At 69.8% G+C, this 13,281-nt stretch carries 15 protein-coding genes; 9 read left to right on the plus strand and 6 right to left on the minus strand.

Going from position 1 to position 13,281, the window contains the following annotated elements:
- Nucleotides 1-24 precede the first annotated feature (24 nt).
- Together LBW94_RS28630 and aroQ are read left to right on the plus strand one after the other, a co-directional pair.
- Entirely contained in the window at nt 25-666 is a 642-nt protein-coding gene (locus LBW94_RS28630; RefSeq protein ID WP_225059937.1) for a hypothetical protein, read from the plus strand.
- Between the two features lie 38 nt (nt 667-704).
- Nucleotides 705-1,166, plus strand: a complete 462-nt coding sequence (gene aroQ / locus LBW94_RS28635) for a type II 3-dehydroquinate dehydratase (RefSeq protein ID WP_225059938.1) — start codon at nt 705-707, stop codon at nt 1,164-1,166.
- 430 nt (nt 1,167-1,596) lie between these two features.
- Here aroQ and LBW94_RS28640 read toward each other — a convergent pair whose 3' ends face one another.
- On the minus strand, nt 1,597-2,778 hold the full coding sequence (locus LBW94_RS28640) for a glycerate kinase (RefSeq protein WP_225059939.1): 1,182 nt from the start codon (nt 2,776-2,778) through the stop codon (nt 1,597-1,599).
- 267 nt (nt 2,779-3,045) lie between these two features.
- On the opposite strand from LBW94_RS28640, the gene LBW94_RS28645 reads away from it, so the two are divergent.
- The 4 genes from LBW94_RS28645 to LBW94_RS28660 all read left to right on the plus strand — a co-directional run bounded on the left by LBW94_RS28645 (nt 3,046) and on the right by LBW94_RS28660 (nt 5,574).
- A complete protein-coding gene (locus tag LBW94_RS28645; RefSeq protein WP_225059973.1) occupies nt 3,046-3,375 on the plus strand; it encodes a GNAT family N-acetyltransferase in 330 nt (109 codons plus the stop codon).
- Nucleotides 3,376-3,502: 127 nt separating this feature from the next.
- Nucleotides 3,503-4,117: a YqgE/AlgH family protein gene (locus LBW94_RS28650; RefSeq protein ID WP_225059940.1), complete on the plus strand. Its 615-nt coding sequence runs from the start codon at nt 3,503-3,505 to the stop codon at nt 4,115-4,117.
- A gap of 123 nt (nt 4,118-4,240) precedes the next feature.
- Complete coding sequence (locus LBW94_RS28655) at nt 4,241-4,834, plus strand: sigma-70 family RNA polymerase sigma factor (RefSeq protein WP_225059941.1); 594 nt, start codon at nt 4,241-4,243, stop codon at nt 4,832-4,834.
- Nucleotides 4,831-5,574 (plus strand): anti-sigma factor family protein, encoded by a 744-nt coding sequence (locus LBW94_RS28660; RefSeq protein WP_225059942.1) that lies wholly within the window; start codon nt 4,831-4,833, stop codon nt 5,572-5,574. Before LBW94_RS28655 ends, LBW94_RS28660 begins: the two co-directional genes overlap by 4 nt.
- Nucleotides 5,575-5,724: 150 nt before the next feature.
- On the opposite strand, the gene LBW94_RS28665 is transcribed toward LBW94_RS28660, so the two are convergent.
- Genes LBW94_RS28665 through LBW94_RS28680 form a run of 4 tightly spaced genes read right to left on the minus strand, consistent with a single transcriptional unit; the run spans nt 5,725 to nt 10,230 of the window.
- A complete protein-coding gene (locus LBW94_RS28665) occupies nt 5,725-6,846 on the minus strand; it encodes an aminotransferase class I/II-fold pyridoxal phosphate-dependent enzyme (RefSeq protein ID WP_225059943.1) in 1,122 nt (373 codons plus the stop codon).
- The gene (locus tag LBW94_RS28670; RefSeq protein WP_225059944.1) at nt 6,843-7,901 is read right to left on the minus strand and encodes a 3-oxoacyl-ACP synthase III family protein; all 1,059 of its coding nucleotides are present in this window, start codon (nt 7,899-7,901) and stop codon (nt 6,843-6,845) included. The genes LBW94_RS28665 and LBW94_RS28670 overlap by 4 nt, the downstream gene beginning before the upstream one ends.
- 5 nt (nt 7,902-7,906) lie before the next feature.
- Nucleotides 7,907-8,563, minus strand: coding sequence for an SRPBCC family protein (locus LBW94_RS28675; RefSeq protein WP_225059945.1), 657 nt, complete (start codon nt 8,561-8,563; stop codon nt 7,907-7,909).
- Entirely contained in the window at nt 8,560-10,230 is a 1,671-nt protein-coding gene (locus LBW94_RS28680; protein WP_225059946.1) for a thiamine pyrophosphate-binding protein, read from the minus strand. The genes LBW94_RS28675 and LBW94_RS28680 overlap by 4 nt, the downstream gene beginning before the upstream one ends.
- A 183-nt stretch (nt 10,231-10,413) precedes the next feature.
- Between LBW94_RS28680 and LBW94_RS28685 the strand changes: the two genes are divergently transcribed.
- The 3 genes from LBW94_RS28685 to LBW94_RS28695 all read left to right on the plus strand — a co-directional run bounded on the left by LBW94_RS28685 (nt 10,414) and on the right by LBW94_RS28695 (nt 12,763).
- Nucleotides 10,414-10,932, plus strand: coding sequence for an EXLDI protein (locus tag LBW94_RS28685; RefSeq protein WP_225059947.1), 519 nt, complete (start codon nt 10,414-10,416; stop codon nt 10,930-10,932).
- Between the two features lie 107 nt (nt 10,933-11,039).
- On the plus strand, nt 11,040-11,963 hold the full coding sequence (locus LBW94_RS28690) for an ATP-binding cassette domain-containing protein (RefSeq protein WP_225059948.1): 924 nt from the start codon (nt 11,040-11,042) through the stop codon (nt 11,961-11,963).
- 26 nt (nt 11,964-11,989) lie between these two features.
- A complete protein-coding gene (locus LBW94_RS28695; protein WP_225059949.1) occupies nt 11,990-12,763 on the plus strand; it encodes an ABC transporter permease in 774 nt (257 codons plus the stop codon).
- A gap of 7 nt (nt 12,764-12,770) precedes the next feature.
- On the opposite strand, the gene LBW94_RS28700 is transcribed toward LBW94_RS28695, so the two are convergent.
- Nucleotides 12,771-13,178 carry an SdpI family protein gene (locus LBW94_RS28700; RefSeq protein WP_225059950.1) on the minus strand — a complete coding sequence of 136 codons (408 nt, stop codon included), beginning with the start codon at nt 13,176-13,178 and terminating at the stop codon, nt 12,771-12,773.
- Between the last annotated feature and the right edge of the window lie 103 nt (nt 13,179-13,281).

Here is a 13,281-nt window from a genome sequence, read left to right on the forward strand (position 1 = left end):
TCGGAACTCAGTGAGGTGTAGAGAATGAGACACGGACACCGTGGCCGCGGATTCGGACGACCGGGCGGCTGGCAGCAGGCGGATCTCCCCGATCCCCAGGATGTTCCGGACTGGTTCGCCGGAAGATTGCCCAGCGAGTGGTTCCTGGGCACCCCCGCCATCGAGGTCGACCGCGACGAGATCGTGGTGATCGGGCGGCTGCCGCTGACCACGTCCGGCGAACCGCTGGACGCCGAAACCCCCGCCGACGCCGAACCGCCCGCCGAGACCCCCGCCGACGCCGAGGTGCCGGCCGCCACCCGGGAGGGACTGGTGTCCCGGTTCCGGGAGAGCACCCGCCCGGCCCGGATGCAGATCGCCCAGGAGGCGCAGGCCCGTTACGGCCGCAGCGTCGCCTGGGGAGTCACGATCGGCGCCCCGCCGACCGCCGTCGGCGATCGGATCATGTTCACCCACTTGGCCGTTCCGGTGATGACCCGGCTGCGCCAGCCGGAGCGCAAGGTGCTCGACACCCTCGTCGACGCGGGCGTCGCCCGCTCCCGCGCCGACGCCCTGGCCTGGACCGTGCGGCTGGCCGGCAAGCACGCCGAGGAATGGCTCGAGGAGTTGCGCACCGCCATGACGAAGGTCGACGACCTGCGGGCCGAGGGGCCGCGCGGCCTCTGAGTCCCCGGCCCCGCCGACGGCCCCGCTAGGGTGTCGGCATGTCACCGATCCTCGTGCTCAACGGCCCGAATCTGAACATGCTGGGCACCCGGCAGCCCGAGGTGTACGGCTCGGACACGCTCGACGACGTGCTGGCGCTGTGCGCGCGGACGGCTGCCCGCTTCGGCCGGGAGATCGTGGCGTTCCAGTCGAATTCCGAAGGGGCGCTGATCGATCGGATCCACGCCGCGCGCGGCGCCGAATCCGCCATCGTGATCAATCCCGGTGGTCTCACCCACACCTCGGTCGCGCTGCGGGACGCCCTGGTGATCCCGGAGGTGCCGATCGTGGAGGTGCACATCTCGAACGTGCACGCCCGCGAGGAGTTCCGGCACCACTCGTACGTCTCGCCGATCGCCACCGCGGTGATCGCGGGCATGGGTATCCAGGGCTACGCCGCCGCCATCGAATTTCTGTGTTTAATTGCCTCCGCTTCGCTGCGGCGGGTTCTCGGCCCCTGAGTCTCGATTCTTCCCTCCTCCGCTCCTCCGCTTCGCTCCCCCGCTCCGTCAGTCCAGAATCGAGACGGGCCGAGAACATTAACGTTGGGCCTACTGGGGGGTGACCGGGCCCTCAGCGGGCGGGCCGAATGCCGGGGCTGCTCGGGGGTGACCGCGTTGGAGAGCTGGGGCGGGAAGAGAACTCGAGGGTTCGGGCCTGCTCGGTGGTGACCGGGGTCGGAGGGAGGCGGGCAATGAATGGGGTGTCTGGCCTGCTTGTTTGGTGACCGCGAATCGGGGTGCGGTGGGTGTCGGGACTGTGTGCTGGTGAGGCAGGTCCGGAGGTGGGTGGGGCAGCGAACAGGGGAGCCGGACCGGGCGTCGGGGCTGCTGGCCGGCGACCGGGGTGGCGGGGAGGGGGCCGGGACGGGTAACCGCGGCCGGGCAGAACCTATTCGGGCAGGGGTTGTTCCGGGTCGGGGGCGGTGGTTGCGAGGATCGGGTCCGCTGGGTGGAGGTGGGTGGCGGCGATGTCGGCGCCGATCTCCGTGAGCAGGCGGGCGGCGTCGGTCATGGATCGGGCGGGGTCCGGTTCCCGGGCGAGCAGGGTGTGGCAGGACGTGAAACCGGCCGCGTGGAGCCGGTCTGCGTCGAGCAGGCAGCGGCCGGCGACGGCGACGACCGGCACCCCGGCCGCTCGGGCGGCGGTGGCGACCCCCATTGGGGCCTTGCCGTGCAGGCTCTGCTCGTCCAGGGAGCCCTCGCCGGTGATCACCAGTGCGGCGTTCCGCAGCCGGGTCTCGAAGTCGATCAGTTCCAGCACCACGTCTATGCCCGGTCGCTCGACCGCGCCGAGGACAGCCATCGCGCCGAATCCGGTGCCGCCGGCCGCACCCGCCCCCGGGCGGCCGGCGTGCTCGGCGCCGATCAGTTCGGCCCAGCGGGTCAGGCCCGCTTCCAGGACGGCGAGCTCGGTCGGTCCGGCGCCCTTCTGCGGGCCGAAAACCGCTGCCGCGCCGTGGGATCCGAGCAGCGGGTTGTCCACATCGGTGGCGAGGGTGACGGTGGTCGCGGCCAGTGCGGGATGCAGGCCGGATCGGTCCACCCGCGCCGCTTGCACGAGTGCCGCACCGCCGGAGGGTATCTCGCGTCCCGCGGCGTCCAGGATGCACAGGCCCAGCGCTTGCAGCAGGCCCGCGCCGCCGTCGGTGGAGGCGCTGCCGCCGAGGCCCAGCACGATCGACCGGATGTCGTGATCGAGCGCGTGGCGGATCGCCAGGCCCAGACCGTAGGTGCCCGCCCGTAGCGGTTCGGGACGACCGCCGGGGAGCCGTTCCAGCCCGACGACGGTCGCCAGTTCGATCACCGCGGTGCCCGCATGCACGGCGTAGGACGTGGTCACCGGTTCGCCGGTCGGTCCTACCGCCTCGATCGGCACCGCTTCCCAGCCTGCCGCGACGAAGGCGGCGACCGTGCCGTCGCCGCCGTCGGCCACCGGCAGCAGGCGGATATCGGCCGTGGGAACGACCCGGCGAATACCGGCGGCCAGTGCGTCGGCCACGTCCGGCGCGGTGAGCGAACCCTTGAACTTGTCGGGGGCCAGCACCACCACACCCGGATTCCCGTGCACCATCTCGATATTGTGCACATATCCCGGCGCCGGGGCGCGGGTACACAGCCCGGGCCGGCACCGGCTTCTGCACAGCCCGGTTGTGCACAACATGCCCCGGAGTTGTGCACAACCATCCGGTACTCCGGGCGACTGTGCACAATCGTTCACGCAGACACCCGATTACCGCGCGTATGTCACCCGGTGCACCACGGCGGCGGCCGACGGGAAACCGACATGATCATGTTTCGATCGGCGGTCCGAGCGCACAGGGCCTAGGCTCAGCGGGTGATGAGGCACATCGATCTCGACGTTGCGGGCGCACCCACGGTGCGCAACAACCCGGCGCTGAGTCGCTTCGAGCTGTACGTCGGCGGCGAGCTCGCCGGCGCCGCCGAATATCAGGAGACCGCGGGCGAACGGGCGTTCGTCCACACCGAGATCGATACCCGCGGCCGGGGCCACGAACGCCTGCTGGTGCAGACCGCACTCGACGACACCCGCGCCGACGGCGCCGGAATTCTGCCGATGTGCTCGCTGGTGCGGCTTTTCATCGAGACTCATCCGGAATATGGGACGCTGGTACCCCATTGGGCGCGCGAATCATTCGGGCTGGAGTAGCGGCTCGGTAACAATTGCCGGATTCGGCGGAGTGAATGCTCCCATTTCACATCGGTTCGCCGAGTGCGAACATTCCAACTCGACGCTTGGCCGCACACGGTCTCCTTCGCGGTGCGATGATGACTGCGTGGCACGCGCAGAGGAACACGGTGACCGCTCCAGACGCGAATCCCGGCACGACGAGCAGTCGGTACGACCGGGAACGTTGCTGGTCTCGGCAACCGACCTGGTGGAGTCCTCGTTCCGGCGCACGGTGGTGTACATCGTGGAGCACAACGACGCCGGCAGTCTCGGCGTGGTGCTGAACCGGCCCAGCGACACCGCCCTGCAGGACGTGCTACCGCGCTGGTCGGACCTGGCGGCCGCACCGCGCTCCCTCTATCTCGGCGGGCCGGTCAAACGCGACGCCGCACTCTGCCTCGCCACGGTCCGGGTCGGCACCGCCGTCGAACAGGTACCCGGACTGCGCCGGGTCGACGGCCGGGTGGCGCTGCTGGATCTCGATTCGGATCCGGATGTCATCGCCCCGCTGGTCGAGGGCATCCGCGTCTTCGCCGGCTACGCCGGTTGGACCTTCGGTCAACTGGCGGGCGAACTGGAACGCGGCGATTGGATCGTGCTGTCGGCGCTGCCGACGGACCCGATCGCGGGCCGCACCGACCTCTGGGCCCAGGTGTTGCGCCGGCAACCGCTGCCGCTGTCGTTGTTGGCCACACATCCGATCGAACTAGAACGCAATTGATATCGTATCCGCCTAGTGTGGCCACGAACTGTGTCGAAGCGGCGTCCCCGGACAAGCCGACGGTGATCCGAACCGTCGCCTGCGAGCCCCACGGGCTCCCGGCCCGCCGATCGACCCGGTGAGATGGGCGCCCCCACGCACTCGCCCGGCGACCGCGCCGCCCAGGACACCGGAATTCCGGTCCGGTTCCGGGACCCTCGCAGCGCCGATGCCTCGCCCGAGCAGGCCCGGTTGCTCCGGGCACTGTACGACGAACACGCGACCGCGCTGTGGCGCTACACCTACAGCCTGGTCGGCGATTCCGGCCGAGCCGAGGACATCGTGCAGGAGACCCTGCTACGCGCCTGGCAGCGTCCGCACGTGCTGGACCAGACCACCTCGTCGGCCCGCGCCTGGCTGTTCACGGTGGCGCGCAACCTGGCCGTGGACGAGCATCGCAGCGCCCGGCATCGGCGCGAATACCGCATGGACAACCCACCGGAACAGGCACAGCCGGATCAGGCCGACCGGGCCGTGGACGGCTGGCTCATCGCGGATGCGCTGGCGCGATTGAGCACCGATCATCGGGCGGTCATCGTCCGCGCCTACTACCGCGGCCTGTCCACCCAGCAGATAGCGACCGAATTGGCCATCCCCGAGGGCACCGTGAAGTCACGCATGCATTACGGTATGCGGGCTCTGCGCTCGGTACTACAGGAGATGGGGGTGACGAAGTGACGGATACCACACCAGCGGCCGACCCGGAGTCGGGCGACCGCTACACGATGTGGGACGGCCCCTATCTGCTCGGCGCCCTCGGCCGATCCGACCGGCTCGAGTACGAGGAGCATCTGACCGAGTGCCCGCAGTGCCGGGCGGCGGTGGCCGATCTGGCCGGCGTGCCGGGCCTGCTGGGCCGCGTCGACGCCGAGGTGGCGCTGGCACTGCTCGATCCGGTGCCGGAACCGGAGCCGGCGGCCGAACCGGAACCCGTCGCCGCCACACCACCCCCGCTGGTGATCCCGATACCCGCACCGGCGCGCCGTCGCCGGCGCCCCGTCCTGGCGGTGACGGGTATGGTCGTCGCGGCCGCCGCGGCCGTGGCCATCGCGGTCCCGATCACGGCCACCATGACCGAGCGCGCCGCACCCCCGGCGACAGCCCAGGTGGTGGCCGAGCGGCAGATGAATCCGGTGGTCGCGACGCCGGTCTCGGCGAGCTTCAAGGTGATCGACGCGCACGGCAAGGCCACCCTGGAGATGTCGTGCAACTACGCCGCCGGCGGCGCCCCCTACCAGGTCGCCTTCGAGCTGTGGCTGAACGAGCAGAGCGGCCCGCCGCAGCGCCTGGCCGGCTGGTGGGCAGGCCCCGGCGACGCCCTGACCCTGTCCCGGACCACCGACCTCGCCCCCGACCTCGTCCGCAGCGTGGAGATCCGCGCGGCGGGCGGGCAGACCATCCTGGTCGGCACGCTGTAAGCAAGGGCCCGCCGCCGACCACGATTCTGCGCACCTCCGAGCCCTGCCGGAAGCGGCCGGGCTCGACGCTTGCTCGGCCGGCGACCCGAGGCAAGCACGGCCGATGCCCCCGCCCGGCGCGACAGGCCGGGCGGGGGCATCGGGACTCGTTCAGCGCGACAGGCTGGGTGCGTAGTCCACGGTGCGGACGGGGGTGGCAGTGTCCTCGTTCGGATCGGGGACGATCAGCGGCGGCGCCGGGGAACGGACCGGCAGCGGTACCGCCGTGGAACCCAGGGCGCGCAGCACGGCCGCACCCGCGGCCGGATCGCCGACGGTGATGCGGGCGCTGCCGTCCGGATACGAATGCGCGGCGATACCGGCGCGGGCCAGCGCCTCGGCGATACCGGGGCCCGGCAGGTACAGGAAGTTGGCGCGACTACGCGGCACCCGGATACCGCGGGCGCGCAACATCGTTCGCAGCAGTTCCCGTTCGGTGCCGATACGGGCGATGCGCTCGGTCAGCTCGGCGCCCGCGGCGTAACAGGCGGCGACCGCGGCCACCGACGATTCCGGGACACCGAAGGGCAGTTGCAACCGGCGCACCCGGCGCACCAGTTCGGGCTGGCCGAAGGCGTAGCCGATGCGCAGTCCGGCCAGGCCGTACGCCTTCGAAAAGGTGCGCAGCACCAGCAGATTCGGGTAGCGGTCGGTCAGTTGCACGGCGTCCAGCGGATCGCCGTCACCCAGGAATTCGACGTACGCCTCGTCCAGGATCACCGGAATGTGCCGCGGCACCCCGAACAGGAACGCCTTGAGCTCGCTGGCCGGGACCACGGTGCCGGTCGGATTGTGCGGACGGCACACCGCGATCAGGCCGGTGCACTCGTCGATCGCCCGCGCGATCGCCCACAGGTCCTGCCTGCCGGACGAATCCAGTTTCACCGCAACGGTTTCCAGGCCGACCATACCGGCCATGATGGGATAGCCGTCGAAGGTCGGCGCCGCGTACACCATGCCCTGGCCGGGCACAGTGAGCGCCTGCATCACCTGGAGCACCACTCCGGTGCCCCCGGCCCCGACCACCACCCGGTCGGGATCGATGCCCAGATGCCCGGCGATCAGCTGGGGCAGCCGGTACGGCAGGAACTCCGGATACCGATTCGCCTGTGCCAGTGTGCGATTCAACGCCGCCATCACCGACGGCAAAGGCGGGAACGGATTCTCGCTGAGGGTCAGGTCGAAGCGGGCGCCCTCCGGGCGACGGCGGAACGACGCGGTCCGCGCGCTCATCGGGCCGCCCCCCAGCGCACCGCCGCGGCCGCGGCGAAATCGCCGGCGTGCGCGAACGCGGCCAGCAGCACCACCGATCCGTTGCGCAGCCGCCCGGCCCGGTTCTCGGTGTCGAGCGTGACGGGAATGCCCGCGGCGAAGAGGTTTCCGCACTGGTCGAAGGTGTCCGGGTGCCGCTCGGCGGGCAGTTCCAGCGCGTCGTGCCAGTTGCGCAGGAACAGCCGGTTCGGCTGATTGGTGACGAAAGTGTCGACGTCGCGGCCCTTCACCCCGATCCGGTCGCACACCGTCAGCGCCACCTCCGGCACCAGCCGGTTGCCGCGGGCGAACACCTTGGTGATCTTCGATTCGGTGAAGCTGACGCAGCCCTGCCCCTCACCCGGCTCCCAGTACTTGCGCTCGGAGCCGCTGCTGAAGTCCATGTCGCCGGCGAACTCCGGATAGCTGCGGCACTCGATGTCCAGGATCGGCGCCGAATCGTCCTTCACCAGCAGCCCGACCCCGCAGCCGTCGCCGGGCACCGGGGCCTGGGCGAGCTTGCGGATATCGGTCTGGGTGAAGACCTGACCGGCCGTGTTCTGGGTGACGGCGATCAGCGCGGTGCGGGCCTCCGTGGTCTGCAGGATCATCCGGGCCAGCGACATCATGTGCACGAAGGCCGCACAACCACCGTTGTGCACGTCGAGCACCCAGCCCGGCCGCATGCCCAGCCGCCGCGCCACCTCGGGCCCGCAGCCCATCACCGGATTGTCCGGCAGCTGGGTGTGAGTGATCAGCACATCGATATCGCCGAACAGGTCCGAGCCGTGCCGATCGCGCAGTGGCGCGGCCGCCTGCTCCACCATGTCCACCGCGGTCTGGTCGCGGGCGATGTGGTGGCGGCCGTGCGGGGAGCGGAACATGACGTTCTTCGCCATGCGATCGGACCGCGAGAAACGGGTGAAATATTCGGTGCCCACCGGATCACCGGGCAGATGGCTCGCCACGTCGACGAGACTCACCGCCGGTCCGGCGAAAGCGGGTGGAGTGGGCTCGGAGAATTCCGTCGACGACATCGCGTTCACCGCATCCAATCGGGTTTGATCGGCAGGCCGTGCGCGGCCCGATACTCACAGATGGCCTTGAGATTATCCATTTCCAGCTGATGTCCCGCGGAGAACATTTCCCAGAAATCGCCGACCCACACCGGCCGTTTCGGCGGCGCGGCTTCGGGATACGGATTCTCGTCGTAGAAGGGATGGTGGCAGTTCACCCAGATGACCACCGAACCCGGTTTGTTGAATACCAATTGCGCATCGACCACGCGCATCAGATAGATCATCCACAGGTGCGTGCCCTGATCCCAGGCGCAGTGGTAATCGACGGTCATGGCGTCCGGATGGGCGACGGTGCGGGTGTAGATCTCGGTCTCCTTGCCCAGCCGGTCGTAGGCCAGCCACAGCCCGGGCTCGTCGGTTTCGACGAATCCGCGCAGGCTGTAGGTCCATTCCTCCAGGCACCGGGTGTCCGCCATGTACTCGTACACCTCGCGCGGCGGGGCCGCGATGTACGCCTGCACCGGGCAGAACTCGCCGTAGATCTGATCGTGCGGATACACCGACCGCAGCATGTCGACGATGATCGGGGTGGTGGCCTCGCGATCGGAGTTCTCGATGCGCAACACACCGGGCAACGCCTCGGGGATATCGCTGAGAGCGGGCAGGGCACTGGTGGTCACGGATGCCTCCTGGGAACCGACAGAAACGGTACGAACGGCGGGATCTCGTCGGGATCGCAATCGATACAGACGAATGAGGGGCCTGGATTCGCCAGGCACTGACGCACAGCGTCGGCCAATTCTTCGATGTTTCGCGGAGAGTAGGCCGGCAGTTCCGGGAACATTGCTACCACACCGGCGCCGATGTCGGTGCGATGGAAGCGATTGAAACTGTATCTGTCCCCATAATACAGTTGCTCCCGAGTGATGCACATGGCGTGTGCATTGTTGTTGCACACCACGAATGTCACCGGCAAGGCGTATTCGATCGCGGTGTGAATTTCCATGCCGTGCATGAAGAATGCGCCGTCACCGGCGACGACGACGGTGCGGCGCACCCCGCCGCCGGGCAGGTCCCGGCGGGCGAACGCCGAGCCGATCCCGGCGCCGAAGGCGTATCCCATGCCACCCATCCCCAGCGCGACCACGAACCGGCCGCCCTGCGGCTGCCGCAGGTGGTGCACCACGGCAGCGCCGGTGTTGCCGGCGTCGGCGAACACGTCGGTGCCGGGTTCGAGGACGCCGTTGAGGGTTTCGACGATGTCGCGATAGCGCAGGCCCGGCCCGGCGGCCGCCGGCACGGTCAGCGGCGTGAGCCGGTTGACCCGCCGCGGCGTCGGCGCCACCACCTCGTGGTCCGCGAGCGCCGCCAGGGTGGCGGCGAGATCCGTGCTGGTGACGTGCAGGGCCTGCGGATACGGCGGTTCGGCGCCGACGCTGACCACCGGCACCCGGCCGAGCGCCTCGTCCAGGCCGGTGCGCGCGGTCACCGGCAGCCGGGTGCCGACCAGCAGGCACAGCGCGGCGCCGCGCACCGCGTCGACGAGTTCGGCGTGGCCCATGCTGCCGGCCACCCCGCAGTATCCGGGCAGATCGTGGTCGTAGACGTCCTTGGCGTCCGGCGCCACGCCGACCGCGGCGTCGAGCACCGTGGCCAGTCGCAGCAGTTCGGCCCGGGCGTCGTCGCGCGCCACCTGGTCGCCGGCCAGCAGCACGATCTTGCCGGTGTCGCGGGCCGTCCGCAGTGCGTCGCGCACTCCGTCCAGCCCGGCGTCCGCGGTCCCGGCGACGGTCTCCATCGGCCGGAAATCCGGTACCGCATCCAGTTCCGCCTGCTGAACATCCTTGGGCAGCAGCAACACCGCGGGTGCGCCGCGCCGGGTCGCCGCGACCGCGCGGGCCAGGTGCCCCGGCAGGCCCGCGGCGTCGTGCACCCGGGCGCAGTAGTACGAGATCGGCTCGTAGAGCTTTGCGGCATCGAACGTTCCGGCCAGGCCGCTGGTGTCCTGAAAGGCGCCTTTGCCTTCCAGCGTGGTCGGGGCCTGCCCGACCAGCGCCAGCACCGGAACCCGGGAGGCGAACGATTCCGCCAGTCCGGCAACGAGATTCATCGAACCACCACCGGAGGTGGCGACGACCACCCCGAGTCCGGCGGTGGAGCGCGCATAACCGTCGGCCATGGTGGCCGCGGAGAACTCGTGTTTGGCCACCACCCCGGTCACATCGCAGTCCGTGTCGAACACCGCGTCGTAGAAATCCTCGATGTTGGCGCCGCCGACGCCGAAGACGTGACGTACGCCCAGGGCCGCGACGGCCCGCACCAGATAGTCCACCGCTCGCGCCGGCATGGGCACTCCTTCCTGTGCACCCACGCCTCGACGCTCGCGCACATCCGGGCCGCTCCTACCCTCCGAATACGTGCCACGCGGAGCATCGGTTCAGTGCGGGGCCGCCGAAATCCGGCGCATCGGCAAATGCCCAGGTCGGGCGATGCCTTGTCTTATACGTATACATATACGTATATTGGGTGGGTGCCCAACAAGACGGTCTACGTGAAGGACGAGGATCTGCCGCTGTTCGACCGCGCGCAGGAGCTCGTCGGCGGCAACCTCTCGGGTGCGATCCTCGCCGCACTGCGCCGCTTCATCGAACTCGAGGAGGGGCGGCTGGCCGGCTTCGAGGAAGTGGTGGTGCGGGTCGGCCACGACGGCGTCCGGCAGCTCCGCTTCTCCGGCAGGCTGCTGGCCGAGCTCTCCGAACTCGACGGCGCACGCCTGCTGCAATATCGCGTATTCCGTACGCGCAAGGGCAAATTCGCGCTGCACACCCAGCACTCCGATTGGAAGGACTATCCCACCGACGCCAACTGGATCAAGGATCTGACCAACTGGCGCAAGATGCTCGGCATCGCCCCCATGCAGGACTGGGGCGAGTTCGACATGGCGGTCTTCGAGACGCTCGAGGAGCTCCGCGACCACATCCCGGACAAGCTGTACCGCCGGGTGGCCGACCTCGAGGCACATCCGCACATCGAGGATCTCGACATCTGACCCCGGCCCGCCACAACCGCACATCGTCCACCTTGATCACCTCGCGGTGGTCACGGCGTACCAGATCCATGCATTGATAGCGATCAATTTATCTATTCAGGGGAATCATGTCCGACACCCAGCCCGCCGTCGCGGTCTCCGGCCTGCGGAAATCCTTCGGCGACCAGGTCGTCCTCGACGGCATAGCGCTGACCGTCCCGGCCGGCACCGTCTACGCACTGCTCGGCCCGAACGGCGCCGGCAAGACCACCACCGTGCAGATCCTCGCCACGCTGTTGCGCGCCGACGGCGGCGACATCCGCGTCGGCGGCCACGACGTCACCGCCGATCCGGGCGCGGTGCGCGAACTGATCGGCGTCACCGGGCAGTTCTCGGCCGTCGACGAACTGCTGACCGGCCGGGAGAACCTGCTGCTGATGGCCGCACTGCGGCATCTGCCGCGCGCCGAACGCCACCGGCTCACCGGCGAGCTGCTGGCCCGCTTCGACCTCGCCGACGCCGCGGACAAGGTGGTCAGCGGCTGGTCCGGCGGCATGCAGCGCCGTCTGGACCTGGCGATGACGCTGGTCGGCGATCCGCGCATCATCTTCCTGGACGAACCCACCGTGGGCCTGGACCCGCGCAGCCGCCGGGCGGTGTGGGACATCGTCCGCGACCTGGTCGCCGGCGGCGTCACCATCTTCCTCACCACCCAGTACCTGGACGAGGCCGATGCCCTGGCCCAGCGGATCGCGGTGCTCGACCACGGCCGCATCGTCGCCGAGGGCACCGCGGATCAGCTGAAACGGCTGGTCCCCGGCGGGCACATCCGGCTCGGCTTCGACACCCGCGCCGACCTCGACACGGCCGCGGACCTGCTCGGCGGCGTCGCTCACCCCGAGGATCTGACCCTCGCGGTGCCCAGCGACGGCGCGGTGGCCACGCTGCGCTCGGTCCTGGACCGCCTCGACGACGCCGGGCTGGAACCCGCAGGCCTGTCCGTGCACACCCCCGACCTCGACGACGTCTTCCTCACCCTCACCGCCCGATGAACGCTCACGAGAAAGCGGATCCACCCATGAGCACGACGACCGCCCCGGTGACCGACACGATCACGATGCTGCGCCGGAATCTGGTGCACGCCAAGCGATATCCCGGCATGACCATCGGCGTGATCGTGACGCCGGTGCTGCTGCTCCTGCTGTTCGACTACATCTTCGGCGGCGCGCTGGGCCGATCCACCGGCGGCGTGAAATACATCGACTACCTGGTCCCGGGCATGATGCTGATGATCCCGGCGTATCTGGTCGCCGGGGTGGCGGTGAGCGTGGCCTCGGACATGACCAAGGGCATCGTGAACCGCTTCCGCGCCATGCCGATGTCGCATGCGGCGATCCTCACCGGACAGGTGCTGGGCACGGTGATCCAGGGACTGCTGGGCGTGCTGCTGATGGTCGCGGTCGGCGTACTGGTCGGCTTCCGATCGGATGCGGGCGTCCTCGCCTGGCTGGCGGCCTTCGGCCTGGTCGCGCTGGTGATCTTCGGCCTGGCCTGGCTGGGTGTCGGTTTCGGCCTGGCCGCGTCGACGCCGGAGAGCGCCTCCAACATGCCGGCCCCGATCCTGTTCCTGCCCTTCCTGGGCAGCGGACTGGTCCCGACCGACACCATGCCGGGCGGGGTGCGGCAGTTCGCGGAATATCAGCCGTTCACCCCGATGACCGAGACCCTGCGCGGGCTGCTGCACGGAACACCCATCGGCCACAACGGAATCGTCGCGATCGCCTGGTGCGCGGGCTTCGCGGTGGTCGGCTACGTCTGGTCGAAGCGGCAGTTCCGCCGCAAGGCGGGCTGAGCGGGGATCAGTTCGCCGACTCGCAGGCGCCGCGCAGCGAGCAGGCGCCACAGGCGCTCCCGCAGCCGCCGGCCTCGCGCACCGGCACCAGCGCCACGATCGCGGAACCGGCCGCGTTCACGCCGGCGCCGAGGGTGAACAGCGCGACGGCCATCGCCACCACGGCGGCGGCCAGCCCGGCGATCGGCCCGGCGGTCAGCGCGAGGGCGCCACCGACGGCCAGCAGCAGGCCCGCGCCGAAACTGGTGGGCGCCGCGACCCGGTTGGCGATCCGGAAGGTCTCCTCGGTGCTGAGGGCGTCGTCGGTGTGCACACCGAAGAAACGATTGCGGGGCAGCGTCCCGGTGAAGCCGAGCACCCCGGTGGCGACGGCGACCGCCGCGAGCATGAACAGGACCAGCGCTACCACGAACACGAGTCCACGCTACCCCGCGCCGGCCGCTGCCGGCGCGGGGCCCGCCGGATGATCCGGGTCACCGGGCCGCGCGGACGTCACCCTTTTTGGGTCACGGGACCAG

Source organism: Nocardia sp. alder85J (assembly GCF_020176955.2).
Taxonomy (GTDB): domain Bacteria; phylum Actinomycetota; class Actinomycetes; order Mycobacteriales; family Mycobacteriaceae; genus Nocardia.

Bases quoted from the DNA above. Each gene is read 5' to 3' on its own strand.
- LBW94_RS28680 (WP_225059946.1), bottom strand. From the start codon at position 10,230: ATGCCGGCGCGAGCGGTGGACTATCTGGTGCGGGCCGTCGCGGCCCTG.
- LBW94_RS28695 (WP_225059949.1), top strand. From the start codon at position 11,990: ATGAGCACGACGACCGCCCCGGTGACCGACACGATCACGATGCTGCGC.
- aroQ (WP_225059938.1), top strand. From the start codon at position 705: ATGTCACCGATCCTCGTGCTCAACGGCCCGAATCTGAACATGCTGGGC.
- LBW94_RS28670 (WP_225059944.1), bottom strand. From the start codon at position 7,901: ATGTCGTCGACGGAATTCTCCGAGCCCACTCCACCCGCTTTCGCCGGA.
- LBW94_RS28645 (WP_225059973.1), top strand. From the start codon at position 3,046: ATGAGGCACATCGATCTCGACGTTGCGGGCGCACCCACGGTGCGCAAC.
- LBW94_RS28690 (WP_225059948.1), top strand. From the start codon at position 11,040: ATGTCCGACACCCAGCCCGCCGTCGCGGTCTCCGGCCTGCGGAAATCC.
- LBW94_RS28665 (WP_225059943.1), bottom strand. From the start codon at position 6,846: ATGAGCGCGCGGACCGCGTCGTTCCGCCGTCGCCCGGAGGGCGCCCGC.
- LBW94_RS28640 (WP_225059939.1), bottom strand. From the start codon at position 2,778: ATGGTGCACGGGAATCCGGGTGTGGTGGTGCTGGCCCCCGACAAGTTC.
- LBW94_RS28630 (WP_225059937.1), top strand. From the start codon at position 25: ATGAGACACGGACACCGTGGCCGCGGATTCGGACGACCGGGCGGCTGG.
- LBW94_RS28655 (WP_225059941.1), top strand. From the start codon at position 4,241: ATGGGCGCCCCCACGCACTCGCCCGGCGACCGCGCCGCCCAGGACACC.